The sequence below is a fragment of the Nocardioides bruguierae genome, from assembly GCF_023656415.1.
Classification (GTDB): domain Bacteria; phylum Actinomycetota; class Actinomycetes; order Propionibacteriales; family Nocardioidaceae; genus Nocardioides; species Nocardioides bruguierae.
On sequence record NZ_JAMOIL010000036.1, the window covers coordinates 1 to 17,816 of the forward strand.

Below are 17,816 nucleotides of genomic sequence, written 5' to 3' on the forward strand. Positions count from 1 at the left end.
GTCCTCACGTGCTTCGACGTAGGCGACCCGGGAGTGGTCGTCGATGACGGTGTGCAGGTAGCAGGTCCCGACCAGCGCGTGGCCGTACTTGTTGCGCCCACCTGTGCGCGCAGCAGTCGACGAGCGGCACGATGACCCCGGTCGCCCCCGCGTCCAGGGCTCGCCCGATGCCGGCCGCCTCGTTGCTCGCCGCGCGCACCCAGGCCTGCGAGGTGGCGCCGGCGTCGATGGCGAGGAAGCCGTTGCGCAGGCCCTCGTAGCCCATGAGGCCGTGCTGGGCGTCGAGGCAGACGTAGTCGTAGCCGACGCGGGCCAGACGCTCGGTGGCCACCGGGTCGTCGAGCACGACCCAGTAGCCGACGGCGCGCTCACGGGCGCGGATGCTGCGGGCGAAGTCGATGGGGTTCACGGACGTCCTCTCGGGTCGGGTCTCAGCGGTGGTAGGCGGGCATGGGGCCGCGCAGGCCGGCGCCGACCACGTCGCAGGCCTCGACGACGTCGGCCGGCAGCGGCCCGCGAGCCAGCACCGCCAGGTTGCTGGCCAGGTGCTCGGTGCGGGAGCCGCCCAGCAGCAGCGAGTCGGTGGCCGGGCGCCCCGCGAGCCAGCGCAGGGACAGCTCGACCAGGCTCACGCCGGCCTCGTCGGCGATCCGGCCGAGCTCCGCGACGGCGGAGAAGAGCCGCTCGTCCCAGTACCGGGCCTTGTACATCTCGGCCAGCACGGAGTCGCCGAACCGACCGTCGGTGGCCTGCTCGTCGAAGCGGTGGCGCCCGGTCAGCAGGCCGCCGCCCAGCGGGTTGTAGACCATGGTGGCGACCCCGCTGGTCGCGGCCATCTCGGCGTACTCCTCCTCGATGCGGCGGGCCAGCAGGTTGTAGAGCTGCTGGGCCACGACCGGACGCGGGGCGCCGACCTCGTCCGCCACCTGCTGGAGCCGGACGATCTGCCAGGCGGAGTAGTTGGAGACGCCGAGGGCGCCGATCTTGCCGGCGGACACCAGGTCGCGCACGGTCGCCAGGGTCTCGGCCACGGGCGTCGCGCGGTCGGGCTGGTGCAGGTAGAACAGGTCGATCCGCTCGACCCCGAGCCGCGAGAGCGAGCCCTCCACGCTGGCCGTGAGCCCGGCCCGGGAGAGCGGGGCGTGCTCGCCGGCGTCCGGGTGCGGCATGCCGGCCTTGGTGGCCAGGACGACGTCGCCCCGGCGGGTCGCCAGGAGCGGGGCCAGCAGCGACTCGGTGGTGCCGCGGGCGTACCCGTTGGCGGTGTCGACGGTGGTGATGCCGGCCTCCAGGGCCGCGTCCAGCATGGCGCCGGCACCGGCGGCGTCGACGGTGTCGCCGAACGTCATGGTGCCCAGCACGGCGCCCGAGACGGGCAGGTCGCTGCCCGGCAGGGCGAAGCCGGTGAGGCCGCCCGTGGCGGCGCCCTCGGAGGTGCGGTCGAGCTGGGTGGTCATGCGGGTCCTCTCTGCGCGTGGTGCGGGCCCACCCGCGCACGGTGCGCCCGCACCTCTGCGCGGGCACCGGGGGTGGCCCGGCTCACGTTCATCCTGCATGTGTTGCGCGTTTCGCGCAAGACTCTGGCGCATTCTGCGCATCTCTTGCTAGCGTACTGCGCACTACCCGCAGCACCGTCGACCCGGAGGAGGACCCATGGCCGAGCAGTCGCCCGCACCGACGACCGGCGCCGTGGTCTGCGTGGCCGACGACCTCAGCGGCGCGGCCGAGGCCGGCTGGTCCCTGAGCGCCGGAGGAGCCGCTGACGTGCTCCTGGGCCACGGGGTGGACGCCTTCGCCCCGCCTTCGACGGGCGTCACGGTGCTCGACCTCGACTCCCGCACCCGGCCGCGCGAGGAGGCCCGCGCGCTGCTCGACGCGGCGCTGGCCGCGGCCCTGGACGCGCCACGGGACTCGGACCCCGTCCTCAAGGTCGACTCCCTGCTGCGCGGCCACCTCGACCTGCTCGCGGACGCAGTCGCCGCACACGGTCGGACGCTGCTGCTCTGCCCCGCGCTCCCGGCGGCCCGCCGCTCGTTCCGCGCGGGGAGCGTGCTCAGCGCGGGCGAGCACGGGGCGCTCGAGGCATCCGACACCGACCTGGCCACGCGCCTGGGCCGGCCTGTCACGGTCGTCGACCTCGCCGACGTCCGGGGCGGGCCCCCGCACCTCACCGCCATCCTGCGCGCAGCCTCGGACCGGGCGGGCGCCGTGCTCGCCGTCGACGCCGAGACCGAGGCCGACCTCGACGTCGTCGCCGCGGCTGCTGCCGCGCTCCCGGCGCTCGTCCCGGCCGGTTCCGCCGGGCTCCTGGGGGCGATCGGCCGCCGCCGGGCGTCCGCCGCGCAAGGAGGGGCCGCGAGGCCGCGCACGCCCGCAGCGGACGGCTCGACCGGCCCCGTCCTCACCGTCGTCGGCTCCGCCGAGCCCGGCGCCCGCGCACAGGTCGCGCGGCTGGCCGCGCACGGTGCGCAGGTGCTGGCGCTCGACCCCGCGCACGCCCCCACCGGCACCGAGGAGCGCGAGGAGCTGGCGATCGAGCACGCGGCCGCCGTCCGCACCGCCCTGGCCACCACGCCCACCGTGCTGACCTTCGCCCCGGGCCCCCTCGACCGCGACCGCTCGGGCGCGATGGTGGCCCTGCTGGCCCGCACCGTCGCGCTCGCGCTGGCGGACGACGAGGGCCGGACGTCGCTGGCCCTCACCGGCGGCGAGACCGCCCGCCGCGTGCTCGACGGACTGGGCGTCACCCGGCTCGCCCTCGTCGACCAGGTGCACCCCGGCGCGATCGCCTCGCGCGCCCTCACCGGCCCGACCACGCGCCCGGGCGACTCCGGGGAGCACGCGCGCCGCGTCGTGACCCGCCCCGGGAGCCACGGCGGCCCGGACAGCCTGCTGCTCGCGGCCCGCCACCTCGGCGCCGGCCTGCTCCCGCAGCCCACCGACCACACCCGCACCCGACCGCTGAACAGCGACCCGGACCTGGCCCCGGCCGAGGTCCAGAGCCCTCCAGGAGGAACCGCCATGACCGTCACCGACACCAGCACCCCGACCTCCCCGCAGGCCGCCGGCTCCCCCGTCATCGCCGTCACCATGGGTGACGGGGCCGGGGTCGGGCCGGAGGTCGTCGTCGGCGCCCTCGTCGCCCCCGAGCTGCGCGCCGCCTGCCGCCCCGTCGTCATCGGTGACGCAGCGCGCCTGCGCCTGGCCGCCGGGATCATGGGCGTGGACGTCGAGCTCCACGTCATCGAGGACCTGGACGAGGCCGTGTGGGCCGACGGGACGATCGAGGTCGTCGACCTCGGCCTGCTGCCCGCGGACCTGCCGTGGGGCGAGGTCTCCCCCGTCGCCGGCGACGCCGCCTACCACTACATCCGGGTCGCCGCCGAGCTCGCCGTGGCCGGCCGCGTCCACGCCATCTGCACCGCGCCGCTGAACAAGGCGGCCCTGCACGCCGGCGGCCACGTCTACCCGGGCCACACCGAGCTGCTGGCCGACCTGACCGGCACCGAGGAGGTGTCGATGATGCTCTCGACGCCCAAGGTGAAGGTCGTGCACGTGACCACCCACATCGGCCTCATCGACGCCGTGGCGAAGATCGAGCCGGGCCTCGTCGAGCGCACCGTGCGCCGCGGACACGCCGCCCTGGTCGGCTCGGGCGTGAGCGACCCGGTGATCGGCGTCTGCGGCATCAACCCGCACGCCGGCGAGAACGGCCTGTTCGGCTACGGCGAGGAGGACGAGAAGATCGCCCCCGCCATCAGCGTGCTGCAGGAGGCGGGGATCGACGCCCGCGGCCCGCTGCCGGCCGACACCGCGTTCTTCCTGGCCGGCCGCGGCGACTACGACCTCATCGTCGCGATGTACCACGACCAGGGCCACGGCCCCGTCAAGGTGCTGGGCATCGAGGCGGGCGTCAACATCACCGTCGGGCTGCCCGTCATCCGCACCTCGGTCGACCACGGCACCGCGTTCGACATCGCGGGCACCGGGAAGGCCGAGATCGGTAGCATGATCGAGGCCATGCGCCAGGCGACCGAGCTCGCCACCGTCGCGGGCTGACCAGCAGCAACAGCAACCGGGAGGACCCGCGTGCCGCGAGAGGCCGACCAGCGTCGTGAGGCCATCCTCGAGCTGGCCCACACCACGGGCCTGGCCAGCGTCGAGGAGCTGAGCCTGCGCTTCGACGTGACCCCCTCGACGATCCGCCGGGACCTCGCCCGCCTCCAGCAGGCAGGCAGCCTCGCCCGCACCTACGGCGGGGCCATGGCGATCAACGGTCGCCCCGAGTCCAGCCTGCGCGAGCGCTTCGGTGAGGCCTACGAGGCCAAGCGCGGGCTGGCCCGGTGGGCCGCGGGGCAGGTCGTGACGGGCGAGAGCCTCCTCCTGGACGCCGGCACGAGCACCGGCGCCCTGGCGCACGAGCTGCGCCGCATGGGGCCGCTGCGCGTCTCCACGGTGGGCCTCACGGCGCTCCAGGAGCTGGCCGGGCTGGAGGACGTCGAGGTCGAGTGCCTCGGCGGCATCCTGCGCCCGGTCAGCCTCGGGTTCGTCGGCCCCGTCACCGAGGCCGCCCTGGAGCGTCGCACCTTCGACCGCACGTTCCTGGGCGCCGACGGCGTCACCGCCGAGGACGGCATCTGCGAGGCCGACGAGCGCCAGACCCGCCTCAAGGAGCTGATGATGCGCCGCTCGGCGCACGTCTACGTGCTCGCCCACGCCGCCAAGCTCGGGCGGCGCCCCTTCCACGCGTGGGCTCCCCTGCCGGACGCGTGCACGCTCGTCACCGACGAGTCCGCGACCCAGGCCGACGTCGCCGCCTTCACGCGTCGCGGCATCGAGGTCGTCGTCGTCGACAGCACGGGCCAGCGCCGCTCCTGACGCACCCCGTCCCCGCGCCAGTCTCGGCGACGTGGGACGGGCTGCTGGGGCCGGCTCCCGGAGGGGTGGTGCGTGAGCAACCGAACCGGACGCCAGAACGGTTGCCTGTCCACCGCCCGTTGGCCGCCCCCGCGACCAGCGGTGCGCCGGCAACCGAGTCGGCCGGAGGGACGGCGGCCGGAAGGCTCAGAGGTCGAGCACGAGCTTGTCGGTGCAGGAGCGGGAGACGCAGATCATCATGCAGTCGCCACGCTTCTGCGCCCGCTCGCCGAGCACCGAGTCGCGGTGGTCGGGGGTGCCCTCGAGCACGGGGGTCTCGCAGGTGCCGCAGGTGCCCTCGCGGCACGAGGAGAGCACCTGGACGCCGGCGCCCTCGACGGCCTCCAGGACCGTCGTGTCGTCGTCGACCGTGAGGGTCACCCCGGTCTGGGCGAGCTCGACCTCGAAGGGGCCGGGGCGCTTCGGGGCGGTCATGGTCTTGGCGGCGAACCGCTCCAGGTGCAGGGCACCCTCGGGCCAGTGGGCGCTGGCCGCCTCGACGGCGTCCAGCAGCGGCGCCGGGCCACAGACGTAGATCGCCGTGTCGTCCTTGGCCTCGCCGAGCAGCTCGGCCAGCGGCAGGTGACCGTCGGTGTCCTGCGGGACGAGGCGCACCTTGTCACCGTGCACGGCCAGCTCGTCGAGGAACGCCATGGACGCCTTCGTCCGACCGCCGTAGACGAGCTGCCACTCGGCACCCGCCGCCTCGGCCGCCGCGATCATCGGCAGGATCGGGGTGATGCCGATGCCGCCGGCCATGAACAGGTACGTCGGCGAGGGCTCCAGCTCGAAGTTGTTGCGCGGCCCGCGGACCGTCAGCTCCTCGCCCACGGCGAGCTCGTCGTGGACGAACAGCGAGCCGCCGCGTCCGCCTGCCTCACGGAGGATGCCGAGGCGGTACTTCGTGCGGTCGTGCACGTCGCCGCACAGGGAGTACTGGCGCATGACGGAGCGGTCGGGGACGAGGTCGACGTGGGCGCCGGCGGTCCACTCCGGCAGCGGCAGGCCGTCGGCGGGCTCGAGGGTGAGGGCGACGACTCCCTCGGAGACGAGGTCCTTGGCGGCGACGACGACGCGGGTCTCGACGAGCGTGCCCTGGGGGGTCAGCGTCATCTTCGAGGCGTGGTGGTCGATGGCGCCGGTGAGCTTCTCGTCGGGGCCGGTGACGACCTCCATGGGCAGGTAGGAGAAGCCGCGGACCATCTGCTTGATCCAGCGCTCCGGGGAGCCGACGACGCGGTACTCGGTGCCGTCCAGCATCGTCTCGAGCAGCACCCGGGCGGCCATCCGGGCGATCGGGGCGCCCATGCAGGAGTGGATGCCCTCGCCGAACGCGAGGATCTTGTTGTCCTGGGTGAACTCGCGCTCGATGTCGAAGACATCGGGGGAGTCGAAGACCCGCTCGTCGCGGTTGCCGGAGGCCAGCAGCAGCATCACGCGGGCGTCGCGCGGGATGGTGACGCCCGCGACCTCGACCTCGGCGACCGTCTGGCGCGAGAGGTTCTGGCCGGGGCTGTCGAAGCGCAGCACCTCCTCGATGAAGCCGGCGATCTTCTCCGGGTGCTCGTGCAGCTCGGTCTGCAATGACGGGTAGCGGTCGAGCATCGCCAGGCAGTTGGACAGCAGGGCGGCCGGGGCGTCGGTGGCGGCGGAGAGCACGAGGTGGGAGATGCCCACGGTCTCGATGTCGGCGACGGTGCCGTCCTGCACGGCCAGCAGGATCTGGCTGATCGCGTCCGGGGTGTCGGGGTCGGCACCGGCGGCGATGGCCTCGCGGCGGGCCTGGACGACCTCGGCGATCCGCTCCTCGGACTCGGCGTTCGCCACGGCCGCGTCGCCGGGCACGCCCAGCTTGCCGACGGTGCGCTCCATGGCGCGCAGCAGGTGGCCGGTGAAGAAGGGGGCGTCGGACGTCGGCACGCCGACCAGTCGCAGGGCCACGTCGAAGGCGAGCGGCAGGGCGATGGACTCGATGACGTCACCGGAGCCGGAGCGCTTGAAGTCGTCCACCAGGCGGCGCGCGGTCTCGCGCATGCCGGCCTCCATGGCCATGATCTCGCGGCCGCCGAAGCAGCGGCGGATGGCGTCGCGCAGCACGGTGTGGTGCGGCGGGTCCTGGCAGACCAGCATGCCGACGCCGTAGGTGTCGTGGGTGCCGTCGATGTCGTTGCCGAACTTGTTGACCAGGCGCTCGTGGTCGCGCAGGCACTGCTGCACGTCGGCGTAGCGGGAGATCACCCACAGGTCGCGGCGCGCGTTGTAGTAGACGGGCGCCTCGTCCCGCAGCTGGCGCACGCCGCTCAGCGGACGGGCCCGGTCACGACGTCGGGGAAATGGTGAGAACGTCGAGACCGGGCCTCGCTGCGTCCCGGGGAGGATCAGGCCGTGCTCAGCGGTCGGAACCGCCCGCCGCCCGTGCGACGAGCTGCGAGATCCGGTTCTCCCGGTCGTGCGCGAGGTGCTCGAGCATCCGAGTCCGCGCCAGCTCGCCGTCACCGTCCTCGATGGCGGCGAGCACCTGCTCGTGGTCGAGGAGCGAGCGGCGCAGCGAGGCGTCGTCCGGCTCGGTGTGCCACGGGGCGGCCAGCTTCACCTGCGCCGTGAGGGTGCGGATCAGCCCGGTGATGGTCTCGTTGTGGGCGGCTTGCCGGACGGCGTCGTGGAAGCCGTTGAACGCGATCCTCGCCTCGGCCGGGTCGGCCGAGCCTCGTGCCCGCTGCACCAGGTCGCGCAGCCTCGCCAGGTCGACGGGGCTGCGCCGCAGCGCGGCGGCCTCGGCGGCGCTGGACTCGAGAATCGCGCGCACCTCGAAGATCTCCAGCACCTCCTCGTCGGAACGCCGACGCAGCGCGAAGCCGCGCGAGGTCGCGACGAGCAGCCCGTCGCGTTCCAGCAGGCCAAGCGCCTCACGGACCGGGGTGCGGGAGACCGAGAACTCCTCGCTCAGCGCCTGCGGCACGAGCGAGGCATCGGGCGGGTAGTGGCCCTGCGTGAGCCGGACCCGCAGGGTCTCGTAGACGGTGTCACGCGCGCTGGCCACCGCGTCCCCCTCCCCTGCTCGCACGTACCGGCGGGCGGCAGTCAACCAGATCCCCCGCGGCGGTAGCGGTCATCACGCCGGCGCTCGGTAGGCGGTGAGCTCCAGCTCCACGCGCATGTCGGGGTCGATCAGGCCGGCGACGCGCACCATCGTGCAGGCGGGTCGCACGCCGCCGAGGAGCGCGCCGTGGGCGGCGCCCGCCTCGTCGAAGTCGTCGCCGACCAGGTAGACGCGGGTCGCGACGACGTCCTCGAGGCCCAGGCCTGCCCGAGCGAGGACGCCGGCAGCCTTGTCGAGCGCGCGGCCCAGCTGCTGCGCCACCGACCCGTGCGGGACGCCCGCCTCGCGCGAGAGACCGGAGCAGCCGGAGACGTGGACGTAGCCGGCCGGGGTGGCGACGGCACGGCTGAACCCGAGCGCGGCCTCCGAGGCGGCTCCGGTGCCGATCCGCTCCAGGCCTGACGGGGCCGGGCGCCACGGGCGCGCCTGCGCCACCAGCTGCTCCGGGGTGACCGACCTCAGGTCCGGCACCACCAGGCCTGCGTCCGGGCCGAACCGGTGGCTGCCGGTCTCGACGCCGACGAGCCCGACGCCGAGCATGATGGCGGTGGTCTCGTCCCACCTCCCGTCACCGAGGGAGACGACGTCGAAGCGGTCGTGCCGGGCACGCCGGGCGGTCTCGGCGACGGCGGCGCCGATGATGGCTTCGCGGGTGCCGTGCTCGAGCCCGGTGGCGAGGACGGCCGACTCGACGTCCACGCCGAGGAGGCCGAGCTTGATCTCGGCCATCGCCCGCAGCGAGCCGGTCGCGAAGGCGAGCCGCACGCCCGGGGTCGCGTCGAGCGCCGCGAGCAGGGCCCGGGCTCCGGGCACCTCCTCGATCGGGGTCTCGGCCAGGTGCTTCTCCAGCCCCTCGGCGTACTCCTCGTCGAGGGTGGCGAGCAGAGCGGCGCTCACGGGCAGACCGGAGGCGTCCTCGCTGACCTCGTCGATCACCGCCGAGTCGGTGTAGTTCCGGTACGACTCCCACGGCTTGGCCAGCACGTCGAGTCCGTGCCGCGCGAGCACCTCCTCCGCGATCCGGTGGTGCTCGCCGGCCGAGGCCAGCAGGGTGCCGTCGATGTCGAGGACGACGAGGGTCTCGCGGGTCATCGGGCGGTCTCCCCGGAGGAGGTCGTGGGGGCCCGGTCGAGGCCGGGCAGAGCAGGGGTGAACCCGCGGTCGCGCTCGAGCAGTCGCAGGACGTCGAGCACGTCGCCGTCGGCGAACCGCTGCCCCGTGACCTGCACGCTGACGGGGACCCCAGCGTCGCCCGGGTCGAGCACCGGCACGGTGCCGGCGGGGGTGCCGAGCTGGTTGAACCAGCAGGTGAAGCCCATGTGGGCGACGGGGTCGTCCTCGGTGGTGCTCAGCCAGGACGCCGGGAACGAGCGTGCGGGCAGCACGGGCGAGAGGACGTGGTCGAACGGCTCGACCAGCGCGCGGACCTGCTCGGTGGCACCCGCGAGGCGCCGGGCGGCGAGGGCCGCGAACGTGGCCGACTGGCTCGAGGCTCCCTCGAGCATCTCGGCCACGCGGGGCAGTGCGCGAGCGCGGTCGGCCGTCGACCGGGAGAGGTGGTCGGGCAGGCCGAGGTAGATCATCGACCAGTACACGGCGTCGTGGTCGGCAGCATCGACGGGCAGGTCGTCGACGGCCTCCACGGTGCCGCCGAGGTCGACGACGAGCGCCTCGGCGCGAGCCAGCGCCTCCATCGTGGCGTCGTCCAGCGGGGTGCCGAACGACAGTCCGCGGACGCTCAGGAACCGCCGCCCCGCGAGGCTGGTGAGCCGGGCGGGGGCAGGCTCGTAGCCGCCGGGCAGGCAGTAGCGGTCGGCGACGTCCTCCTGGCCGAGCACGACGAGCGCGGCCTCGACGTCGTCGACGGTCGCGGCCATCGGCCCGGCGCTGCGGTAGCTGCCGGCGGGGTCGTAGGCGATGCGCCCCTGGGTCGGCTTGATCGAGGCCAGGCCGCAGACGGCGGCGGGCAGTCGCACCGAGCCGATCATGTCGGTGCCGACCGCGATCGGGGTCGCGCCGGTGACCACGGACGGCCCGGCACCGGCGCTCGATCCCGACGTGTTCGTCGCCGGGTCCCAGGGGTTGGTGATCGTGCCGTGCTGCGAGGAGAGCCCCGCCATCAGCATCGCGTAGTCGGGCATCGTGGTCTTGCCAAGCACGACCATGCCGGCCTCACGTGCGCGCCGCACCGGTGCGCAGTCCGCCGCTGACAGCGGGCCCGGCGAGGCCGCGGTGCCGTGCCAGCGCGGCAGGCCGGCGACGTGGAAGCTGTCCTTGAACGAGATCGGCACGCCGTCGAGCGGCCCGAGCGGGGACCCGGCCGCCCACCGGTCGTCGCTCTCGCACGCGGCAGCGCGCGCACCGTCGGGGTCGAGCGAGGCGAAAGTGGCGAACGCGGACGTCGCGGCCCCCGCGGTCTCCAGCGCCTCGTCGATCACGCCGGACGGCGTCAGCGACCCGTCCGCGAAGCCCGCCGCCAGGTCGGCGGCCGTGCGCACCGTCATCGCGTGACCCGCGCCGGACCGGTCTCCAGCGGCAGCTCCGGGTGGGCGCGCCACTCGTTGAGCGAGCCGTCGTAGACCCGCGGCAGCGGTAGCCCGGCCTCGGCGAACGCGAGCGCCAGCCCGGCGGCGTTGACCCCGCCGCCGCAGTAGGCCAGCACCGGCGCGTCGCCGTCGAGGCCGAGCTCGGCGGCCAGGGCTCGGGTGGCCTCGACGGAGACCGTCCCGTCCTCGGCCAGCAGGTCCGGGTACGGGAGGCTGAGGCTGCCGGGGATGTGGCCGGCGCGGTCGCCGCGGCCGTCCAGGCCCTCGAACTCAGGGGTGCGGACAGCGCAGACCATCGGGGCGCCGGTGCCGGAGGCAGCGACGGCCTCGTCGAGGTCGACGAAGAGCCCGGTGTCGCGGGCGGTGAAGCCCTCGCCCGGCTCCACCATGGCGCCGGCACCGCTGGCGACCGGGCCGCCCACCGCCGTCCAGGCGGACCATCCGCCGTCGAGCAGCCGGACGCCCTCGAAGCCGGCGGCCCGCAGCACGAACCAGACCCGGGCCGCGTAGGCGCCGCTGAGCTGGTCGTAGACCACGACGGTCGAGTCCGGGCCGATGCCGGCGGCCCGCGCCGCGGCTTCCAGCGCGGGCAGGGCGGGGCGGGTGAAGGGGTAGGGCGCCTGGGGGTCGGACCAGGCACCGAACAGGTCGGCGAAGACCGCCCCGGCCACGTGCCCGGCGGCGAAGGTCTGCTCGCCGGGACCGAACACGGTGAGCCCGGCGTCGTCCACCCCGCGGTCGATGCTGGCGTCCAGCACCACCACGTCCTCGTCGTCGAGGTGGTCCTTGAGCCAGCCGGCGGTGACGAGCGCGCTCACGCGTCCCGCTCCCGCTCCGCGAGGGCGGAGGCGGCGCGGTGGCGCCACTCGCCGCTCGGGCCGCGCCAGCCCCAGGTTCTCGCGCAGGGTGGAGCCCTCGTAGGAGGTGTGGAACAGGCCGCGGCGCTGCAGCTCGGGGACGACGAGGGAGGCGAAGTCCTCGAACGCGGCGGGCACGTGGGTCGCCTGGATCATGAAGCCGTCGGCGGCGCCGGCGTCCATCCAGCGCTCCATGTTGTCGGCGATGTCGACGGCCGACCCGATCATGCTGCCCTCGGTGCGGGCGCCGTACCAGCGGCCGATCTCGCGGATGCTCAGGTTCTCGCGCTCGGCGAACTCCACGACCTCGCGGTAGTGGCCCTCGACCCCGACCTCGGAGAGCGGCGGCAGCGGGCCGTCCAGGTCGTACTGCGTGAGGTCGACGTTCACGTGGTACGCCATGCGGGAGAGACCGGCGAGCGGGTCGACGAGGTCGAAGAACGCCTCGTGCTTGGCCATCGCGTCCTTCACGTCCGTGCCGACGACCGTGGTGGCGGCGGGCAGGATCTTCACCTGCTCGGGGTCGCGGCCGTGTGCGGCGACCCGGGCCTTGAGGTCGGCGTAGAAGGCGACCGCCGACTCCAGCGACTCGTGGCTGCAGAAGATGACGTCGGCCCAGCGGGAGGCGAAGTCGCGGCCCGAGGGCGAGGCACCGGCCTGGATGATCACCGGGTAGCCCTGCGGGGGCCGCGGGACGCTGAGCGGACCCTGCACGCGGAAGTGCTCGCCGACGTGGTCGATGGCCTCGACCTCAGCGGGCCGGCCGAACTCGCCGCTCTCCTTGTCGCGCACCAGCGCGTCGTCGGACCAGGAGTCCCACAGCCGCGTGGTGACCTCAAGGAACTCCTCGGCGCGGGCGTACCGGGCCTCGCGCCCGGGCAGCTTCTCCTGGCCGAAGTTCTGCGCCTCGGCGTCCTTGAAGCTGGTGACCACGTTCCAGGCCGCGCGACCGTGGCTGGTGTGGTCGAGCGTGGCCATGCCGCGGGCCAGGTCGTACGGCTCCTGGTAGCCCGTGGACATGGTCGCGGCGATCCCGAGGTTCCGGGTCACCGCGCTCATCAGCGTGATGATCGGCATCGGGTCCAGGCGCGGGGAGCCCGAGCCGTACCGGATCGCCGGGTCGAAGGTGCCGCCGAGGCTGCGCGGCACCGAGAGGGCGTCCGGCACGAACGCCAGGTCGAAGCAGGCGGCCTCCAGCACCTGCGCGATCTTCATGTAGTGCTCGGCGTCCAGGAACCCGTCCCCGGCCTCCGGGTGCCGCCACCCGACCGTGCCCTGGGGGCCGGCGTTGAGGAACGCGGCGAGGTGCATCTGCGGGCGGTCGGACATGGTGGGGCTCCCTTGCTGCGGGGGTGGTGCCGGGTGGTACTGGGTGGTGCCGGGGTGGTGCGGCGCTGACCTGCGGGTCAGAGGTTGTTGAGGGCGTCCACGAAGGCGACCGCGAACGAGCCGGACCCGGAGGCCACCTTCTCCGCGCGGGCACCGGCCTCGGCGTAGACGGCGTGCGCGGCCACGGCCGCGTCGAACGGGTTGGTGACGGCGGCGAACGCGGCGCAGACGGCGCCGAGGCTGCACCCGGTGCCGGTGACCTGCGGCATGTAGGCGGAGCCGCCGGGGACGGCGACGGTGCGGGTGCCGTCCGAGATGTAGTCGGTCGCGCCCGAGACGGCGACGACGGTGCCGAGACGGCGGGCGAGGTCGGCCACCAGGTCGACGACGTCGCTGGAGTCCATGGTGGAGTCGACGCCGGAGCCGCCGCCGTCGCCACCGGCCAGGGCGACGACCTCGCTGGCGTTGCCGCGGACGATGCTCGGGCCGGCGGCCAGCACGGCAGCCATGACCTCGTCGTAGGCGGGGGCGCCGGCGCCGACGGCGACCGGGTCGAGCACCCACGGGGTGCCGGCTGCGGTGGCCGCAGCAGCGGCGGTGGTGAGGTCGTCGGGGGTGGCGGCCGACGTGAGCGCGGCGCCGTTGATCACCATCGCGCTCGCGCCGGCGGCGAAGGCCGAGGGCCAGCCGGGAGCCGCACCGAAGGCGGGGCCGGCACCGATCGCCAGCAGGGCGTTGGCGCTCAGCGGGGCGGCGACGAAGTTGGTGAGGCCGTAGACGAACGGCCCCTGCTCACGGACGGCGGCGGCGTTCGCGGCGACGGTGGCGTCGGCGAGGGTCAGGGGCTCCACGTGCGTTCCTCCTGCGGTGCGCCCGGGGCGCGGACTGGTGGTCTCGAGGGGCGGAACGACGACGGCGTCGACGCCTCAGGAGGAACTGTATGCAGTTGCATTCTGTTTCCGGGAGGGCCTGGCGCGAGGTTTCACGCAACCGAAACAGAACCCTCAGGCCGGGCTCAGCCGACCGTCACGCCTACGCTGCGCCCATGGACTTCGCCGACGCCGTCTGGGCCGCCGTGGACCGGATGCTCGCCCGCGAGGACGCAGCAGCGCCCCTCACCGACGCCGCGATCGCCGAGGCGATGGGGCAGCCGCTGCCCGTCGTCCGAGCCGTGCTGGACGCCGGCGACGACACCCGCCCGCGCGTTGAGAAGCAGGCGAAGCCGAAGCAGCCCTGGACGGTGCACCCGCGCTGACGCCCGCGCGACCGGGGCCGCTCAGGCCAGCGGGCCGAGCACGCCCTCCGCGGCCTCGAGCACCGCGCCCGAGCGCACGAGGACGACGGCGGCCTCGATCTCGGGGGAGAGCCACCGGTCCTCCCCCGGGCCGCCGACCCCGCCGGCGCGCAGCGCGTCGATGACGGCGACGCTCGCCGGGCTGGGCCGGCCGGCCGGCGCCCGCAGCTCCAGGGCTCGGGCGGCGGTGAGGAGCTCGATCGCGACGACGCGGGCGAGGCCGTCGACGGCGCGGCGCAGCTTGCGGGCCGCGCCCCAACCCATGGAGACGTGGTCCTCCTGCATCGCCGACGACGGGATGGAGTCCACCGAGGCCGGGGCGGCGAGCCGCTTGAGCTCGGAGACGATGGACGCCTGCGTGTACTGCGCGATCATCAGTCCCGAGTCGACCCCCGGGTCCTCCGCCAGGAACGGCGGCAGCCCGTGGTTGCGGGCGGTGTCGAGGAACCGGTCGGAGCGGCGCTCGCTCATCGAGGCGACGTCGGCGGCGGCGATCGCGAGGAAGTCCAGGACGTAGGCCACCGGCGCACCGTGGAAGTTGCCGTTGGACTCCACCCGCAGCTCGCCGTCGAGCTCGACCACGACCGGGTTGTCCACGGCCGAGGCCAGCTCGCGCGCGGCCACCGTGGCCGCGTGGTCGAGCGTGTCGCGGGCGGCGCCGTGCACCTGGGGCGCGCAGCGCAGCGAGTAGGCGTCCTGCACGCGGGTGCAGTCCTCGCCGCGGTGGGAGGCGACGACGCCGGAGTCGGCGAGCACCGCCCGCAGGTTCGCCGCCGAGGCGGCCTGCCCGGGGTGCGGGCGGATCGCCTGGAGCTCGGCGGCGAAGACCCGGTCGGTGCCGAGCAGTCCCTCGACGCTCATCGCCGCCGCCACGTCCGCCGTGCGCAGGAGCAGACGCAGGTCGTGGAGGGCGAGCAGGAGCATGCCGAGCATCCCGTCGGTGCCGTTGATGAGCGCCAGGCCCTCCTTCTCAGCGAGCTCGACCGGGGCCAGCCCGGCCTCGGCCAGGGCCTGCGCCGCGGGCAGCAGCCGCCCGCCGGCGTCCCGCACCTCGCCCTCGCCGATGAGGGCGAGCGCCACGTGGGAGAGGGGCGCGAGGTCGCCGGAGCAGCCCAGCGACCCGTGCTCCCGGACGACGGGGGTGATGCCGTGCTCGAGCAGGCCGGCGAGCAGCAGGGCGGTCTCGCGGCGGACGCCGGTGCGGCCGGTGGCCAGGGTGGACAGGCGCAGCAGCATCAGCCCGCGCGTCACCTCGCGCTCGACCTCGGGGCCGGAGCCGGCCGCGTGCGAGCGGACCAGCGAGCGCTGGAGCCGGGCCCGCTGCTCGCGGGGGATGTGGGTGGTGGCCAGGGCGCCGAACCCGGTGGAGACGCCGTAGGCGGGCCGCTCGGCGTCCGCCAGCCGCTCGATCACGGCGCGGGAGGCGTCGACGGACTCCAGGCACTCCTGCGAGAGGCGGACGCCGGCCCCGTGCCGTGCCACCGCCACGAGCTGCTCGGGGGTCACCGGGCCCGTGCCGACCTCGACCTGCGGCGGCCTGGAGGCGTCGGTGGCGTCGGTGGTGTCGCGCGGCGACGGGGCGGAGGAGCCGGTGGAGGTGGTGGAGGTCTGCACGCCTCCATTGCACGCCCGGCCGGGACCGGCCACCACGGGCCGCACCCGGCATGTGTCTCGGATGCGAGACGTGCTGTGAGGGTGCGTCAGCGGCGTCGGGCCTCTGCCCTCATCACTCCGCCGAGGACGAGCAGGCCGTGGGCCAGCGGCAGGCCGGCGACGAGGACGAGGAGGGCGCGGTGCTGGCCGCCGGTCGCCTGCCCGGGGTCCAGCACGAAGACCGCGGCGGCCAGGAGGAGCAGGGCGCCGCCGACCATCAGCAGCACGGCGAGGGCACGGATGGGCACGGCCGAGGTGGGGAACCGTGACGGTGGGGGGAGGTCACGAGACCGACACTGGCAGAGATCTCTTTACCTTGGGGGGCTTTCGCGGAACGTCCCGTCAGACGGTCGTGCTGGCACCACACCCGCGCGGGCGTGCTCCGCGTCACGCGGTGGGGGCGACCTCCGCACCGGGCTCGACACCGCCGGCGCACGGCAGGGTGAACGCGAAGGACTTCGACCAGCCCGCCTCGTCCTGGATGTGGATCTCGCCGCCGTGCCGCTCCACGATGCGCCGGCAGATGGCGAGGCCGACGCCGGTGCCGGGCGCCACCCGGGCACCCTCGGTGCCGCGGCGGAAGATCTCGAAGACCGTCTCCCGCTCCTCCTCGGCGATCGGCACCCCGCGGTCGGCGATGCGCACCTCGACCATCTCCTCGCGGGTGCTGGTGCGCAGAGCGAGGTCCACGGCGTCGTCGCCGGGGGTGTACTTCACCGCGTTCTCCACGAGGTTGCCGACCAGTCGCCGCACGAGCTGCTCGTCGGCGTGGACGCCGGTGACGTCGTCCGCACCGACCAGGTCGAGGTGCACGGCCCGGCCGGTCTGGTCGGAGACGGTGGTGGCGTGCGCGGAGACCATCGCCACCACGTCCAGGTCGGTGCTCTCCGGGTCCACGGTGCCGACCTGCTGGAGGTCGAGCAGGTCGTCGACGAGCGCCATGCCGCGGGCCACGGCGGTGCGGATGCGTTCCTCGACCTTGGCGCGGGTCTCCTCCGAGCTCGTCAGCTCCAGCATCTGGGAGCCGAGCTGGATGGCGCTGAGCGGGCCGCGCAGGTCGTGGACGGTGGCGGAGGTGAAGTCCCGCAGGTCGCGGTTGGCGATGCGGAGCTCCTCGTCGGCGGCCGCGAGCTGCTCGAGCGCCAGCTGGGCCTCGGCACGGGCGACCTCCGCCTCGTGCCGGTCGCGCTCGGCCTCGGCCCGGCGCACGTCCGCCTGCCGCAGCTGCGCGCCGGCCGCCCAGACCATGGCCCCGCTGAACAGGGCGACGCCGGTCACCAGGCACGCCACGACGAAGCCCGGCCCTGCGCCCTCGCGCATCGCCCGCACGCCCAGCCACCCGGTGGCCAGGGGCACGAGGACGACGGCGGGCAGCAGCGTGCGGACCAGCCGCCCGCCCGTCGTCCGCGAGCGGGCGAGCCGCACCAGGCCGACGTTGCCGGTGGCCATGACGAGGGCCAGGCCGAGCGTGGTGATGCCGAGCGCGGTGTGCAGCGCGAGGGTCTGGAAGTAGCCGACGCCGTAGAGGTCGGAGGGGCCGAACGCGTAGCCCGAGAGGCCCATGAGGCCGATGGCCACACCGGCGACCGCGGTGCCGTGGGCCACCTCCGGCCGTCGCAGGACGAGGCAGAGCAGCGACACCGTGAGGGTCAGGTGACCGACGGCGGTGATGCCCGACATGCGGCCACCGTTCTGGCTCATGTCCGCCAGGAACGTGAAGGGGTAGTCGACCTGCTGGGTCTCGGTGACCAGGCCGGCGCCGGCGATCACCAGCACGAGGGCGACCGCGACCAGCGCGACCATGCTCGCCGCGCGACGGCTGGGCAGCACGCGGGACTGCATCACGGCCGTGCCCAGGCCCAGGAGCACGAAGTCGGCCGCGGTCGAGGGCTGCATCGCGACCAGGCCCGGCAGCACACGGGTGAGGACCGGGGAGTCCACCGCCCAGCCGATCAGCGCGACGACGCCGAGCAGCGCCGTGAGCAGCGCCAGCACCACGGCCGGGCGGGCCAGCGGACCGAGCCGCTCGGGCTCGAGCACCGTGGCGCTCGCATCACCCGTCATGGGGCCAAGCCTGGACCATCGGGACGACCTGCGCGAGCACCTGGCGGACCGGCCTG

General features: G+C 74.6%; 14 protein-coding genes. 3 read left to right on the plus strand and 11 right to left on the minus strand.

Annotated elements, in window-relative coordinates; genetic code table 11:
* Nucleotides 1-4: 4 nt before the first annotated feature.
* Together M8330_RS19405 and M8330_RS19410 are read right to left on the minus strand one after the other, a co-directional pair.
* The gene (locus tag M8330_RS19405; RefSeq protein ID WP_250828671.1) at nt 5-409 is read right to left on the minus strand and encodes an aldolase/citrate lyase family protein; all 405 of its coding nucleotides are present in this window, start codon (nt 407-409) and stop codon (nt 5-7) included.
* Between the two features lie 22 nt (nt 410-431).
* Nucleotides 432-1,457 (minus strand): aldo/keto reductase, encoded by a 1,026-nt coding sequence (locus M8330_RS19410; RefSeq protein ID WP_250828672.1) that lies wholly within the window; start codon nt 1,455-1,457, stop codon nt 432-434.
* Nucleotides 1,458-1,653: 196 nt separating this feature from the next.
* On the opposite strand from M8330_RS19410, the gene pdxA reads away from it, so the two are divergent.
* Together pdxA and M8330_RS19420 are read left to right on the plus strand one after the other, a co-directional pair.
* A complete protein-coding gene (gene pdxA, locus M8330_RS19415; RefSeq protein ID WP_250828673.1) occupies nt 1,654-4,059 on the plus strand; it encodes a 4-hydroxythreonine-4-phosphate dehydrogenase PdxA in 2,406 nt (801 codons plus the stop codon).
* Nucleotides 4,060-4,089: 30 nt separating this feature from the next.
* Nucleotides 4,090-4,878 carry a DeoR/GlpR family DNA-binding transcription regulator gene (locus M8330_RS19420; protein ID WP_250828674.1) on the plus strand — a complete coding sequence of 263 codons (789 nt, stop codon included), beginning with the start codon at nt 4,090-4,092 and terminating at the stop codon, nt 4,876-4,878.
* A 186-nt stretch (nt 4,879-5,064) separates the two neighbouring features.
* Here the strand turns inward: M8330_RS19420 and M8330_RS19425 are convergent, their stop codons facing one another.
* The 6 genes from M8330_RS19425 to thiM form a co-directional block, all read right to left on the minus strand.
* The gene (locus tag M8330_RS19425) at nt 5,065-7,212 is read right to left on the minus strand and encodes a cytochrome P450/oxidoreductase (protein ID WP_250828675.1); all 2,148 of its coding nucleotides are present in this window, start codon (nt 7,210-7,212) and stop codon (nt 5,065-5,067) included.
* A gap of 94 nt (nt 7,213-7,306) precedes the next feature.
* Nucleotides 7,307-7,957, minus strand: a complete 651-nt coding sequence (locus M8330_RS19430) for a GntR family transcriptional regulator (RefSeq protein WP_250828676.1) — start codon at nt 7,955-7,957, stop codon at nt 7,307-7,309.
* Nucleotides 7,958-8,029: 72 nt separating this feature from the next.
* On the minus strand, nt 8,030-9,109 hold the full coding sequence (locus M8330_RS19435; RefSeq protein ID WP_250828677.1) for a Rid family hydrolase: 1,080 nt from the start codon (nt 9,107-9,109) through the stop codon (nt 8,030-8,032).
* On the minus strand, nt 9,106-10,521 hold the full coding sequence (locus tag M8330_RS19440) for an amidase family protein (RefSeq protein WP_250828678.1): 1,416 nt from the start codon (nt 10,519-10,521) through the stop codon (nt 9,106-9,108). Before M8330_RS19440 ends, M8330_RS19435 begins: the two co-directional genes overlap by 4 nt.
* Nucleotides 10,518-12,749, minus strand: coding sequence for an NtaA/DmoA family FMN-dependent monooxygenase (locus M8330_RS19445; RefSeq protein WP_250828679.1), 2,232 nt, complete (start codon nt 12,747-12,749; stop codon nt 10,518-10,520). The genes M8330_RS19440 and M8330_RS19445 overlap by 4 nt, the downstream gene beginning before the upstream one ends.
* A 77-nt stretch (nt 12,750-12,826) precedes the next feature.
* Complete coding sequence (thiM, locus tag M8330_RS19450; protein ID WP_250828680.1) at nt 12,827-13,600, minus strand: hydroxyethylthiazole kinase; 774 nt, start codon at nt 13,598-13,600, stop codon at nt 12,827-12,829.
* 194 nt (nt 13,601-13,794) lie between these two features.
* Between thiM and M8330_RS19455 the strand changes: the two genes are divergently transcribed.
* The gene (locus M8330_RS19455; RefSeq protein ID WP_250828681.1) at nt 13,795-14,004 is read left to right on the plus strand and encodes a hypothetical protein; all 210 of its coding nucleotides are present in this window, start codon (nt 13,795-13,797) and stop codon (nt 14,002-14,004) included.
* A gap of 21 nt (nt 14,005-14,025) precedes the next feature.
* Here the strand turns inward: M8330_RS19455 and hutH are convergent, their stop codons facing one another.
* The 3 genes from hutH to M8330_RS19470 form a co-directional block, all read right to left on the minus strand.
* Nucleotides 14,026-15,657 carry a histidine ammonia-lyase gene (hutH, locus tag M8330_RS19460; protein ID WP_308196317.1) on the minus strand — a complete coding sequence of 544 codons (1,632 nt, stop codon included), beginning with the start codon at nt 15,655-15,657 and terminating at the stop codon, nt 14,026-14,028.
* Nucleotides 15,658-15,743: 86 nt separating this feature from the next.
* Complete coding sequence (locus tag M8330_RS19465) at nt 15,744-15,944, minus strand: hypothetical protein (protein ID WP_250828682.1); 201 nt, start codon at nt 15,942-15,944, stop codon at nt 15,744-15,746.
* A 139-nt stretch (nt 15,945-16,083) separates the two neighbouring features.
* Entirely contained in the window at nt 16,084-17,760 is a 1,677-nt protein-coding gene (locus tag M8330_RS19470; RefSeq protein WP_250828683.1) for a sensor histidine kinase, read from the minus strand.
* Between the last annotated feature and the right edge of the window lie 56 nt (nt 17,761-17,816).